General features: G+C 69.0%; 13 protein-coding genes. 7 read left to right on the forward strand and 6 right to left on the reverse strand.

Features of this window, described 5'->3' with window-relative positions:
• From AC1DY5_RS21270 to apbC, 4 genes are all read right to left on the reverse strand, one after another.
• The coding region (locus tag AC1DY5_RS21270; RefSeq protein ID WP_478114507.1) for a 2Fe-2S iron-sulfur cluster-binding protein at positions 1-567 on the reverse strand (567 nt) is incomplete at its 3' end.
• Positions 564-2378, reverse strand: a complete 1815-nt coding sequence (locus AC1DY5_RS21275) for an NADH-ubiquinone oxidoreductase-F iron-sulfur binding region domain-containing protein (RefSeq protein WP_478114509.1) — start codon at positions 2376-2378, stop codon at positions 564-566. The genes AC1DY5_RS21270 and AC1DY5_RS21275, both read right to left, overlap by 4 nt.
• A gap of 162 nt (positions 2379-2540) precedes the next feature.
• On the reverse strand, positions 2541-3485 hold the full coding sequence (locus tag AC1DY5_RS21280; RefSeq protein WP_478114511.1) for a LysR family transcriptional regulator: 945 nt from the start codon (positions 3483-3485) through the stop codon (positions 2541-2543).
• A gap of 16 nt (positions 3486-3501) precedes the next feature.
• Entirely contained in the window at positions 3502-4593 is a 1092-nt protein-coding gene (gene apbC / locus AC1DY5_RS21285) for an iron-sulfur cluster carrier protein ApbC (protein WP_478114513.1), read from the reverse strand.
• Positions 4594-4719: 126 nt separating this feature from the next.
• Here apbC and AC1DY5_RS21290 point away from each other — a divergent pair, with 126 nt between their 5' ends.
• A complete protein-coding gene (locus AC1DY5_RS21290) occupies positions 4720-5985 on the forward strand; it encodes a patatin-like phospholipase family protein (RefSeq protein ID WP_478114515.1) in 1266 nt (421 codons plus the stop codon).
• On the opposite strand, the gene AC1DY5_RS21295 is transcribed toward AC1DY5_RS21290, so the two are convergent.
• Positions 5928-6395, reverse strand: coding sequence for a GNAT family N-acetyltransferase (locus AC1DY5_RS21295; protein ID WP_478114516.1), 468 nt, complete (start codon positions 6393-6395; stop codon positions 5928-5930). The genes AC1DY5_RS21290 and AC1DY5_RS21295 overlap by 58 nt on opposite strands.
• Before the next feature lie 123 nt (positions 6396-6518).
• Here AC1DY5_RS21295 and metG point away from each other — a divergent pair, with 123 nt between their 5' ends.
• From metG to AC1DY5_RS21310, 3 genes are read left to right on the forward strand one after another with little or no spacing between them, the layout of a single operon-like run.
• The gene (gene metG / locus AC1DY5_RS21300; protein WP_478114518.1) at positions 6519-8603 is read left to right on the forward strand and encodes a methionine--tRNA ligase; all 2085 of its coding nucleotides are present in this window, start codon (positions 6519-6521) and stop codon (positions 8601-8603) included.
• A gap of 11 nt (positions 8604-8614) precedes the next feature.
• The gene (locus tag AC1DY5_RS21305) at positions 8615-8821 is read left to right on the forward strand and encodes a hypothetical protein (RefSeq protein WP_478114520.1); all 207 of its coding nucleotides are present in this window, start codon (positions 8615-8617) and stop codon (positions 8819-8821) included.
• 29 nt (positions 8822-8850) lie between these two features.
• Entirely contained in the window at positions 8851-10533 is a 1683-nt protein-coding gene (locus tag AC1DY5_RS21310) for a SulP family inorganic anion transporter (RefSeq protein WP_478114521.1), read from the forward strand.
• Between the two features lie 20 nt (positions 10534-10553).
• Here the strand turns inward: AC1DY5_RS21310 and AC1DY5_RS21315 are convergent, their stop codons facing one another.
• Positions 10554-11231 (reverse strand): hypothetical protein, encoded by a 678-nt coding sequence (locus AC1DY5_RS21315; RefSeq protein WP_478114523.1) that lies wholly within the window; start codon positions 11229-11231, stop codon positions 10554-10556.
• 106 nt (positions 11232-11337) lie between these two features.
• On the opposite strand from AC1DY5_RS21315, the gene AC1DY5_RS21320 reads away from it, so the two are divergent.
• From AC1DY5_RS21320 to AC1DY5_RS21330, 3 genes are all read left to right on the forward strand, one after another.
• Positions 11338-11544 (forward strand): DUF3460 family protein, encoded by a 207-nt coding sequence (locus AC1DY5_RS21320; RefSeq protein WP_478114524.1) that lies wholly within the window; start codon positions 11338-11340, stop codon positions 11542-11544.
• Positions 11545-11670: 126 nt separating this feature from the next.
• Positions 11671-12468 (forward strand): segregation and condensation protein A, encoded by a 798-nt coding sequence (locus tag AC1DY5_RS21325; RefSeq protein ID WP_478114527.1) that lies wholly within the window; start codon positions 11671-11673, stop codon positions 12466-12468.
• A 101-nt stretch (positions 12469-12569) separates the two neighbouring features.
• Positions 12570-12896 (forward strand): radical SAM family protein (locus AC1DY5_RS21330; protein WP_478114525.1); only part of this gene is annotated, 327 nt, incomplete at its 3' end.

The raw sequence follows: 12896 nt of genomic DNA on the forward strand, positions 1-12896 counted from the left end.
GCGCATCGCATAGCCGATGACGTCGTTGACCTGCTCCTCGCGGCAGGCGCGCACGCAGCGATTGCACTGGATGCAGGCATCGAGATTGACCGCCATCGCGGGGTGCGAGACGTCGGCCGCCGGCTGTTCGCGGCGCAGCGCCCTGAGCGCGGGGCGGACGGCGACGTCGAGCCGGGCCGCCCATTCGCTCAACTCGCCATGCGGACGGGAGGCGTCGTCGCCGATCCATTTGTAGCCTTGGTCGGGCATGTCGGACAGCAGCATCTCGACCACCATCTTCTGGCTCTTGAGCGCGCGCTCGCTGCTCGCCTGCACCTTCATGCCGGCGCTCACGCTGCGGCAGCAACTCGGCGCCAGCGTGCGTTCGCCGTCGATCTCGACCACGCAGGCGCGGCAGTTGCCGTCGGCGCGCAGACCGTCCGTGTAGCAGAGGTGTGGGATCTCGACGCCGTGCCGCTCGGCCGCCTTGAAGATGGTCTCGCCTTCGAAGGCCTCGAGCGCGCGGCCGTCGAGCGTGAACGCCACGGTCCGCGGCATCAATTCGGCGAGCTTGGCCGGTGCGTTCATTCGATCTCCTCGGGGAAGTACTTCTGGATGCTGCGGATCGGGTTCGGCGCCGCCTGCCCCAGGCCGCAGATCGACGCATCGCCCATCACCTGCGCCAGGTCCTCGAGCGTTTCGTTGTCCCAGGTGGCAGCCTGCATCAGCGCCGCCGCCTTGGCGGTGCCGACACGGCAGGGCGTGCATTGGCCACAGCTCTCGTGGGCGAAGAAGCGCATCACGTTGAGCGCCGCGTCGCGCGCCCGGTCATGTTGGCTCAGCACCATCACGGCGGCCGAGCCGATGAAGGCGCCGTGCGGCTGCAGGGTGTCGAAGTCGAGCGGAATGTCGTCCATGCTTGCCGGCAGGATCCCACCCGAGGCGCCGCCCGGCAGGTAGGCGTGCAAGCTGTGGCCATCGAGCATGCCGCCGCAGTATTCGTCGATCAGCTCGCGCACCGTGATGCCCGCGGGAGCCAGCTTGACGCCCGGGTGCTTCACGCGCCCGCTGACGCTGAAGCTGCGCAGCCCCTTGCGCCCGTGGCGGCCGAAGCCGCTCCACCATTGCGGGCCGCGCTCGACGATGTCGCGGACCCAGTAGAGCGTCTCGAAGTTGTGCTCGAGCGTCGGCCGGCCGAACAGGCCGACCTGCGCGATGTAGGGCGGCCGCATGCGCGGCTCGCCGCGCTTGCCCTCGATGCTCTCGATCATCGCGGACTCTTCACCGCAGATGTAGGCGCCGGCGCCGCGCCGCAGCTCGATGCTCGGCAGCGCGCAGGGCGGGTCGGCCCGCAGCGCGGCGAGTTCGGCCTCGAGCAGCGCGCGGCAATCGTGGTATTCGTCGCGCAGATAGATGGTGCAGGCATCGATGCCGACGATCTGCGCCGCCACCAGCAGGCCTTCGAGGAAGCGGTGCGGGTCGCGTTCGAGAAAGCTGCGGTCCTTGAAGGTGCCGGGCTCGCCCTCGTCGATGTTGACCGCCATCACGCGGGGCGCGGGCTGGTCGCGCACGATGCGCCACTTGCGCCCGGCCGGGAAGCCGGCGCCGCCCAGGCCCCGCAGGCCCGAATCCTCCAGGGCCCGGATCATGGCTTCGGCGTCCTCCTCGCCATTGACCAGCGCAGCCGCCAGTGCGTAGCCGCCATGCGCGCGATAGGTCCGGTAGTCGGCGAAGGGCGGCAGCGCCTCGACCGGCTCCGACGGCGGCGAGAGGCTTTGCCCGGCGAGGTCGGCGGGTGCGAAATGAGCCTGGCGGCGAACGGCCGTCCCGGGCCCCGACGCCAGCGCCTGCAGCACCTTGTCGACGCTCGCCAGCGGCACGGGCTGCTGGTGCACCGCCACCGCCGGCGCCTGCTCGCAGCGGCCGATGCAGGGCGCCGCGATCACGCGCACGTCGCCGCGGCCGGCCAGGCCCAGCAGGGCCGGCAGGCGGTCCCGCAGCGATTGCGCGCCGGCCAGCTCGCAGGCCAGTCCATCGCACACGCGCACCGTGAGCCCGGGCGCCTGCTCGTCGCCCTGGACCACCTCGAAGTGGTGATAGAAGGTCGCGACCTCGTACACCTCGGCCATCGGAATGCCGGTCAGGGCGGCCAGGGCCACCAGGTGGCGCTCGCGCAGGCAGCCATGGGCGTCGTTGATCAGGTGCAGTTGCTCGATCAGCAGGTCGCGCCGGTAACCGGCCAGCGGCCGCGGACCGATCAGCGCACGCACCTCGGCCAGGGCGTTCTCTTCGGGCTGCCGCCCCTTCAGCTGGCTCTTGCGGCGGATGCGCTCGCGCAGCTGGTCGGGCGTGGCGAGGGGGATGGCCTCGATCTTGTTCTGGGTGCCTGGGTGATTCATTGCCTCGGCTGTCTCGTGGGAAGTCCTGCCGCGCAAGCTGGCGGCCTCCCCGACTGTCGGCCGCCCGGGCGCGCTTGGCAAATTGAATCCTCACATGGAGTGATTCAATAAAGAAATGAGGCGAACCGCCGGACCGGCCAGCCGCCCAGGATCAACGCAGGATCAACCCCGCAGGGCGCCGCTGTGGGCCGCGACTTCGGCCTGCCACTCCAGGCTCTGGAGCAGCGCCAGCGCCGCCTCGAGGGCCCGCGAAGGGCGAACCGCCGTCTGCGTCATGAAGCCGATCGGCGTCAGCACCTCGGGGGCCACCAGCGGCAAGGCCTCGAGCCGGCCCTGGCCGCGGACCGCGTCCACCATGGCGCCCGGCAGCACCGCGCAGACCTGCCCGGACAGCACGCTGAGCGCCAGGGTCAGCACCGAGTTGGTCTCGATCGCGGGCGACACGGCCGCACCGGCCGCCTTGAAGGCCTGGTCGACGATCGACCGGTTGTGCATCTCGGGCGTCAGCAGGCACAGCGGCAGTTCGGCCGCCCGGGCCCAGCCGATCGGCTCGCCKATCCGCAGCGAGGCGGTGCCGCCGCCCTCGGCGCGGCGCAGCAGGAAATAGTGCTCGATGCTCTGCGGCCAGGCCGTGAGCTTGACCTCGCGCGGATGCATGCGCTCGGTGTAGCCCAGCGCGATGTCGAGCGACAGGTTCTCGAGGCCGGTCTCGAGTTCGAGCGAACTCATCGACAGCACCGTCGGGGCGATGCCCGGATGGCGCGCCTGCAATTGGGCCGCAAAGCGCGCGAGCAGCGGGATCGCGGTAGGCACCGCCGCCATGCGCAGGCTGCCGCGGGGATGCCCTTCCTCGCTCTTCAGCAGCTGCTGCAGCAGTTCGTTCTCGCGCAGCATCCGGTGCGCCGCTGCCAGCACGGCCTCGCCCTCGTGCGTGAGCCCGGCATAGGTGCGGCCGCGCTTGACCACCACCACGCCGAACTCGGCCTCGAGCGCGCGCAGGGCGTTCGACAGCGCCGGCTGCGTGATGTGGCAGGCCTGCGCGGCGCGGCCGAAATGGCGGTGCTCCTCGAGCGCGACGAGGTAGCGCATCGAGGCCAGCAGGTTCATCTGTCTTGAAAGGGCTTCAGGTGTTCTTCGAGACCGTGATGGTCGGGAACTTGGCCGAGAAGTCCTTGGCCTTTTCCGCGATGCCCACCGCCACCCGGCGCGCGACCGCCTTGTAGATGCCGGCCACCTCGCCGTCCGGATCGGCCACCACGGTCGGCTTGCCGCTGTCGGCCTGGAGCCGGATGTTGATGTCCAACGGCAGCGCGCCGAGGTAGTCCATCTTGTATTGCTCGGCCATCTTGCGGCCGCCGTCGGCGCCGAAGATGTGCTCCACGTGGCCGCAGTTCGAGCACACGTGCACCGCCATGTTCTCGACGATGCCTAGGATCGGCACGCCGACCTTCTCGAACATCTTGATGCCCTTGCGGGCATCGAGCAACGCGATGTCCTGCGGCGTGGTGACGATCACCGCGCCGGTCATCGGCACCCGCTGCGACAAGGTCAGCTGGATGTCGCCGGTGCCGGGCGGCATGTCGACGATCAGGTAGTCGAGGTCCCTCCAGTTGGTCTGCCGCAGCAGTTGCTCCAGCGCCTGAGTCGCCATTGGGCCGCGCCAGATCATCGCTTCGTCGGCGTCGACCAGGAAGCCGATCGACATCACCTGCACGCCATGGTTCTCCAACGGCTCCATGGTCTTGCCGTCCTCGCTCTCGGGGCGGCCCTGGATGCCCAGCATCATGGGCTGGCTGGGGCCGTAGATGTCGGCGTCGAGCAGGCCGACGCTGGCGCCCTCGGCGGCCAGCGCCAGCGCCAGGTTGGCCGCCATCGTGCTCTTGCCCACGCCGCCCTTGCCCGAGGCCACGGCGATGATGTTCCTGACGTTCGGCAGCAGTTGAACGCCGCGCTGCACGGCGTGGCTGACCACCTTAGTCCACATATTGACCGAGACGTTCTCGACCCCGGGCACCGTCCTGGCCGCCRCCACCAGCGCCCGGCGCATGGCCGGCTGCTGGCTCTTCGCCGGGTAGCCCAGCTCGATGTCGAACGAGACCTCGCCGTCGTGGATCTGCAGGTTCTTCAGCGCCTTCGTGCTGACGAAATCCTTGCCGGTATTGGGGTCGAGGACGGCCTTGAGCGCCTCCGCGAGCGCCTCTTGCGTAACTGCCATTGATCACTCCTGAATGGCGAGTAGTCTAGTGCGCCGCCCGGAACAGCGACGCCGGCGCAGTCTTGACCCCACCGGCCCGGCCGGTTCGGCCTCCGAGCGCCGCAAGACGGGTACGCTCGACCGGCCATGCCGTCTCCGCACCCCGCCCTTGCCACCGTCCCCGCCACCGGCCTCGTGCTGACCGGCGGCGGTGCGCGCGCCGCCTACCAGGTCGGCGTGCTCCAGGCCCTGGCCAAGCTTCGCCGAAGTGCCGGCGAGCCCGCGAGGCGCAATCCGTTTCCGATCATCACCGGCACTTCGGCGGGCGCGATCAATGCGGCCGCACTGGCCTGCGGCACCGACGACTTCGACGCCACGGTTCGCAGGATCGCGCAGGTGTGGTCGCGGCTCGAGCCGGGGCAGATCTACCGCGCCGACGCCTTGACGGCGCTGAGCAGCAATGCCCCCTGGGCCCGCCTGCTGTCGGCCGGCTGGCTGATCGCCCGCTGGCGCCGCAGCGGCCTGCGCTCCCTGCTCGACAACACGCCGCTGCGCCGCCTGCTGGAAAACCTGGTGCCGCTCGATCGGCTGCCCGAACTGATGGCAGCAGGCCACCTCGATGCGCTGGCGATCACCGCGTCGAGCTACAGCTCGGGCGAGCACGTGACCTTCTATCAGGCCGGCCGGCCGCAGCAGCCCTGGCTCCGGTCGACCCGCATGGCCGAACCGGTCCGGATCACCCACGAGCACCTGCTGGCGTCGTCCGCGATCCCCTTCGTCTTCCCGGCCATGGCGCTGGAGCTCCATGGCCACTCCGAATACTTCGGCGACGGATCGATGCGGCAGTCGGCGCCGCTGGCCGCGGCCATCCACCTCGGCGCCGAGCGCATCCTGGCGATCGGCGCCGGCCGCATGCAGGAGCCGCCCGACGCCTTGGCGCCCAACGCGCTGAGCGGTGATCCGACGCTGGCACAGATCGCCGGCCACGCGCTGTCGAGCATCTTTCTGGACGCGCTGACGGCCGACGTGGAACGCCTGAGCCGGATCAACTCCACGCTGGCGCTGGTTCCCCCGGAGGCGCGCGCCACCACCAGCCTGCGCCCGGTAGAACTGCTGCTGATCGCGCCCTCGGAGCGCATCGACCGCATCGCCGCCCGGCATGCGGGCGCGCTGCCGGCCGCCGTCCGCAGCCTGCTCGGCGCGCCGGCACTGCCGCCGGCCAGTGCCGACATCAAGGGTTCGGCCCTGGCGAGCTACCTGCTGTTCGAAGCCGGCTTCACGCGCGAGCTGATGGCGCTGGGACGGGCCGATACCCTGCGCCAGCGCGAGGCGGTGTGCCGGTTCTTCGGCTGGAATCAAGCATCGGACCCCCATCGCTTGACCATCCGCACCGCATCCTCCACATCCTCGTAGTAGCCCGGACTCAAGCCCGCCTCCGTGAACCCGTGGCGGCGATAGAAGGATTTCGCGGCGGCGTTTCCGGCCCGGGCCTCGAGCTTGATCGTCCGGATGCCGGCGACACGCGCCGTCGATTCCAGCCAGGCCAGCAGGGCCGAACCGAGTCCGGCCCGGCGCTGCATCGCCCGGACCGCGAACAGCGAGATGTGCGCCTCCTCGTCGCCGTAGCGCATGATCGCGAAGCCCTGCAACTGGCCGTCGCGCCGCAGCACCGCGACGTTGGTCGACTCGTCGAGGATGCTGCGGAGCACCCGGCGCTCGGTCCAGCGCCATGACAGGCCGGTCTCGATAGCGTCGCGCGACAGCACGGCGATCGCCGCCGCGTCAGCGGCCTCTGCAAGGGTGATTTCGTAGGCGGTAATCACGGCGCGACTCCGGTTGCGCCGACGACTATAGCCCCGCGACCTAAAATGCACCCTCTCCCGCCGGCACGGCCGCCTTGTCGCCGCCGTTCCGGCCCGTCCTCTCTCCCCGAAAGCGCCCCCGCGATGTCCCAGCGCAAGATCTTCGTCACCACCGCCCTGCCCTACGCCAACGGCAAGTTCCACGTCGGCCACATCATGGAATACATCCAGGCCGACATCTGGGTGCGCTTCCAGCGCATGCAGGGCCACATGGTGCACTTCGTGGGCGCCGACGACGCGCACGGCGCGCCGATCATGATCGCGGCCGAGAAGGCCGGCAAGACGCCGCAGCAGTTCGTCGGCGAGATCGCTGCTGGCCGCAAGGAATACCTCGACGGCTTTCTCATCCGATTCGACAACTGGCACTCGACCGACAGCGCCGAGAACACCGAACTCGCCCAGGGCATCTACCGGAAGCTCAAGGCGGGCGGGATGATCGCCACCCGCACCATCGAGCAGTTCTACGACCCGGTCAAGCGCATGTTCCTGCCCGACCGCTACATCAAGGGCGAATGCCCGGTGTGCCACGCGAAGGACCAGTACGGCGACGCCTGCGAGGTGTGCAGCAGCGTCTATTCGCCGACCGAGCTGATCAATCCCTACTCGACGCTCACCGGGGCGACGCCCGAGCTGCGCAGTTCCGAGCACTTCTTCTTCAAGCTGTCCGACCCCAAGGTGGTCGACTTCCTCAAGCGCTGGACGCAGGACGGCAAGCTGCAGCCCGAGATGGCGAAGAAGGCCAGCGAATGGTTCGAGGCCGGCATGGCCGACTGGGACATCTCGCGCGAGGCCCCCTACTTCGGCATCGAGATTCCCGATGCGCCGGGCAAGTACTTCTACGTCTGGCTCGACGCGCCGGTCGGTTACCTCGCGAGCCTGAAGAACCATTTCGACAAGGGGCAGGCGGCCGAGCACTGGCACGAGGCCTCGCGCACCGCGCAAAGCTTTGATGACTTCGTGGCCGACCCGTCGGTGGAGCAGGTGCACTTCATCGGCAAGGACATCGTCTACTTCCACACGCTGTTCTGGCCTGCGATGCTGCAGTTCAGCGGCCGCAAGACGCCGAGCCAGGTCAACGTGCACGGCTTCATCACAGTCTCGGGCGAGAAGATGAGCAAGAGCCGCGGCACCGGCATCGATCCTCTCAAGTACCTCTCGATCGGCATGAACCCCGAATGGATGCGCTACTACATCGCGGCCAAGCTCAATGCCAAGGTGGAAGACGTCGACTTCAATCCCGACGACTTCATCGCCCGCGTGAACGCCGATCTGATCGGCAAATACATCAACATCGCGAGCCGCGCAGYGGGCTTCATCGCCAAGCGCTTCGGCGGCAAGCTGGGCACCGTGTCGGCCGACGGCACCGCGCTGCTGTCGGTGTTGCAAGCGGCCTCGCCCCCGATGCAGGCGCTCTACGATGGCCGCGACTACGCCCGCGCCCTGCGCGAGATCATGGGGCTGGCCGACAAGGTCAACGAATACGTCGACCAGAACAAGCCCTGGGAGCTGGCCAAGAAAGAAGGGATGGACGCCCGCCTGCACGATGTCTGCACGACCTGCATCGAGGCCTTCCGCCTGCTCACGATCTACCTCAAGCCGGTGCTGCCGGCGCTGGCGGCCGAGGTCGAGACCTTCCTCGCCAGCGGGCCGCTGCTGTTCGCCGACGCCGGCAAGCTGCTGGGCACCGGCCACGCCATCAAGGACTACAAGCACCTGATGCAGCGGGTCGACACCAAGCAGCTCGACCAGCTGTTCGAACCGCCGGTGCCCGAGGCCGCGGCGCCGGCCGGAGAAGGCGGCCTGCTCCCTGGCGGCGAAGGCATCGCTCCGACCAYCGCCATCGACGACTTCGCGAAGATCGACCTGCGGATCGCGAAGATCGTCGCCTGCCAGAAAGTCGAGGGCTCGACCAAGCTGCTGCACCTGACGCTCGACGCCGGCGAAGGCCGAACCCGCAACGTCTTTTCCGGCATCGCCTCGGTCTACCAGCCCGAGCAGCTGGTCGGCAAGCTCACGGTGCTGGTCGCCAACCTGGCGCCGCGCAAGATGAAGTTCGGCATCTCCGAAGGCATGGTGCTGGCCGCCAGCCATGCCGACGAGAAGGCGAACCCGGGCATCCACGTGCTGGAGCCGTGGCCGGGCGCCACGCCCGGGATGCGGGTGCGCTGAGAGGGGATGCAATGAATCCCCGCTTTGCCCTGCTTCTTGCACTGGCCCTCTGCGCGGCGCTCCCCGGCTGCGCCGTCGTGACCGTCGCCAGCACCGCGGTCAGCGTCGGTGCCGGTGCGGTGGGCCTCGCGGCCGACGCCGCCATCGGGACCGTGCGCATCACGGGCAAGGCGGTCGGCGCCGCCGCCGATGCCGTGCTGCCCGGCAACTCCGACTGACCGACCAATCCGGCGCCCACAATGACGCCATGACCTCGCACCTGAAGCTCGCGCTGTTCCGACCCCGACTGATCGACGCGCTGGCCGGCTACGACAAGCACCGCTTCYTCAAGGATGTCGGCGCCGGCGTCACGGTGGGCATCGTCGCACTGCCGCTGGCGATGGCCTTCGCGATCGCTTCCGGCCTCAAGCCCGAGGCCGGCATCTGGACCGCGATAATCGCGGGATTCCTGATCTCGGCCCTCGGCGGCTCGGCGGTGCAGATCGGCGGCCCGGCCGGCGCCTACATCGTGATCGTCTACGGCATCGTCGAGCGCTACGGCGTCGCCAACCTGCTGATCGCCACCGCCTGCGCCGGCGTGCTGCTGTTCCTGATGGGCCTGTTCCGCCTCGGCACGCTGGTGCGCTACGTGCCGCTGTCGATCGTGGTTGGCTTCACCAACGGCATCGCGGCGCTGATCCTGATCTCGCAGCTGAAGGACTGGCTCGGGCTCGCGATCCCGAAGATGCCGGCCGACATGTTCTCGCAGCTTCACACGCTGGCCTCGAGCCTCGGCAGCCTCAACCCGCATGCCTTCGCGCTCGGCACCGCCTGCCTGCTGGGCCTCGCCATCTGGCCGCAGCTGCTGGTGGCGGGCAGCTGGGTCGGCCGCGCAGTGCACCGGGTGCTGGGCCGCGTGGCCCGTTCGCGCGCCGCGCGCGCCGGTTCGCGGATGCCGGGGCCGATCGTCGCGATGGTCAGCCTGACCCTGGTGTCCTGGGGCTTCAGCCTGCCGGTGGAGACCATCGGCACCCGGTTCGGCGGCATCCCCGAAGGCCTACCGGCGTTCGCGCTGCCCGCGTTCTCATGGGAGACAGTCAAGCAGCTGGTGACGCCCACCCTCACGATCGCCGTGCTCGGCGCGATCGAGTCGCTGCTGTGCGCCCGCGTGGCCGACCAGGTCGGCGGCCTGCCGCGCCACGACCCGAACCAGGAGCTGATGGCCCAGGGCATCGCCAACACGGTGGCGCCCTTCTTCGGCGGCATGCCGGCCACGGGCACCATCGCCCGCACCGTGACCAACGTGCGGGCCGGCGCCAGTTCGCCGATCGCCGGCGTCGTCCACGCGCTGACGCTGGCCCTGGTGGTGCTGCTGGCCGCGCCGCTGGCCCAGCACGTGCCGCTGGCGGTGCTGGCGGGGATCCTCGTCTTCGTCGCCTGGAACATGGGGGAATGGCGCCAGTTCTCGCCGCGCTTGCTGCGCCGCTTCRGCCGCCACTACCGGCTGCTGATGCTGGGCACCTTCTTCCTCACGGTGGTGTTCGACCTCACCGTGGCGGTCGAGGTCGGCATCGTGGGCGCCTGCGCGCTCTTCGTCTGGCGCATGAGCCAGCTCTTCACCGTCGAGCTGGTGTCGCTCGAGCCGCCGGTGCTGACCTACAGGCTCCAGGGCGCGCTGTTCTTCGGCGCCGCGGCCAAGTTCGATCCGGTGGTGGCGGCGATCGAGCGCGCTCCGCGCGGCATGACGGTGGTGCTCGATGCGTTGCAGCTGTTCTCGATCGACGCCACCGGCATGGACGCGCTGCGCCAGCTGCACAAGGCGGTGCGCGAGCGCGGCGGGCTGCTGCGGGTCGAATCGCTGCAGGCCCAGCCGCGCGAGGCCTTCGAGCGCTCGGGCTTTGCCGCCGAGATGGCGGCCGGCGTCGCCGATCCCACCGGGCACGGCCACTGAACTTGCCGAGCGCCGACCCTTCAGTTCTGTGCGAAGCAGTACAGCAGGCCAGCGCCGCCGGTCTTCTTGAGCGCATCCGGGCTGCAGCCCGGGGTGCCATGCGAGGAGTTCCAGGACATCGACGCCGGCGGGGCGTTGGTGCCCATGCGGTTGTGATGGCCGACGATGGCCGAGCCATCGCCGCTCTGGGTCCAGTTGCCGCAGGTCGTGTCCTTGCCGTCGCTCATGGCTCGGCCGTCGGGCGACGAGCCGGTCAGGATGTCATGCTGGTTGACGGGATCGCCGCTCGCAGGGACGACGTTGCCCTTTTCGGTCAGCGCCGTCTGCTTGTTGATCTTGTTGTCGCCGTGCAGTTCTTCAACGTTGCTGGCGATCAGTTCGCCCTTGACGTTGTACCAGGGCCCGCTGCCGATCCGGTCGCGCGCATTCACCGCCGGACTGGTGGCCGTCGCGGTGGTGCTTAGATAGGCGCGCCAGGTGAGCCCGCCGGCGCCGACGCTGGTCGCCAGGCTCTGGCAGTGGCGGTCGGCACCCGCCAGGCCCCCGAAGTCGGCGCCCTTGCCGGGATTCACGCTGGTGATGAAGAAGCTCATCTTGCTCTGCGGCTTGGAGGGCCCGCTGCCGGTGCAGGCCGCCACCAGCAAAGCGGCAGCAGCGGTTGCGGTGGCGGCAAGAACCATCGAGTGTCGACGCGTCATCGGCATGTCTCCTGGGTTGTTATTGGGAGCTGCCACGCTAGCGTATGCAGAGGCCGGCTTCAAGGCGGATTCCACCCGGTAAAATCGGCGCCAAAGGTCCTATCGCATGTCCATCTTCGCCCGCCCCCATTACACGTCTGAAATCACTAGCTTCATCGAGCAGATGAAGGAGCAGAAGCCGACGCTGGAGGCCGAACAGCGCGCCGGCCGTGCCCTGCTGTGGGACAAGCACCTCGACCGCAGCCTGCTCGAGGAGTACGGCGAGGCCAGGGTCCCGCAGCAGCCCTACGTCTACCAGACCCGCGTGAAGTAAGTGGTCATCCGGGCCGTTCCAAGTTCCGGCGCCCGTCGCCAGGGCGATGGCAGCGCGTCGGCTGACAGCGCCGGCTCGGCGCCGGTCGAGGTGATYGCCGAGGACGGCGCGGCCGTGGGCGCCACGATGCCCGACGTCATAGACCAGGTGGCGCTAGCCCGCCTCTACGGCGAGCCGCTGTTCGCGCTGCCGAACGACCTGTACATCCCGCCGGAGGCGCTGCAGGTCTTCCTCGAGGCCTTCGAAGGGCCGCTGGACCTGCTGCTCTACCTGATCCGCAAGCAGAACTTCAACATCCTCGACATCCCGATGGCGGGGCTGACGCGGCAGTACCTGAGCTACGTCGACGAGATCCGCCAGACCAATCTCGAACTCGCCGCCGAATACCTGCTCATGGCGGCGATGCTGATCGAGATCAAGTCGCGCATGCTGCTGCCGCCCAAGAAGTCTGCCGAGGGCGAGGAGGCCGAGGATCCGCGCGCCGAGCTGGTGCGCCGGCTGCTCGAGTACGAGCAGACCAAGCTGCAGGCCGCCTCGCTGAGCGCCATGCCGCAGGCCGGGCGCGACTTCTGGAAGGCCCAGGTCTACATCGAGCAGTCGCTCAAGCCGCGTTTCCCGGACATGAACGTGGTCGACCTGCGGGATGCATGGGCCGACATCCTGAAGCGCGCCAAGCTCGTGCAGCACCACAAGATCTCGCGCGAGGAGCTCAGCGTGCGCGAGCACATGAGCATCGTGCTGCGGCACCTCCAGGGACGCCAGTTCGTCGAATTCGAGAAGCTGTTCGACGTCTCGCGCGGCGCGCCGGTACTGATCGTCACCTTCATTGCGATGCTCGAACTGGCCAAGGAAACCCTGATCGACATCACCCAGGCCGAAGCCTTCGCACCRATCTACGTGCGGCTGGCGTACACGCCGGCTTGAATCCCGCGGGTCCCGCCGTCTCGTGGAGCGACGGAACCCCGATGGCGTTCCCGACCCGGTAGACGCTCGATCGACAACCACGAAACCGACTCCCGAATTCGATGAGCTACAGCGTCAAGGAAATCTTCTACACCCTCCAGGGCGAAGGCGGCCAGGCCGGCATGCCGGCCGTGTTCTGCCGCTTTGCCGGCTGCAACCTGTGGAGCGGCCGCGAAAGCGACCGCGCCGGCGCCGTCTGCCGATTCTGCGACACCGATTTCATCGGCACCGACGGCACGCTGGGCGGCAAGTTCGCCAGCGCCGAGCCGCTGGCCGACACAATCGCCGCCCAATGGCCCGCCGACGACTCCGCACATCGGCTGGTGGTGCTGACCGGCGGCGAGCCGCTGTTGCAGGTCGATGCCGCACTGATCGCCGCACTGCATGCG

This window comes from Variovorax sp. P4_D9 (genome assembly GCF_056401695.1).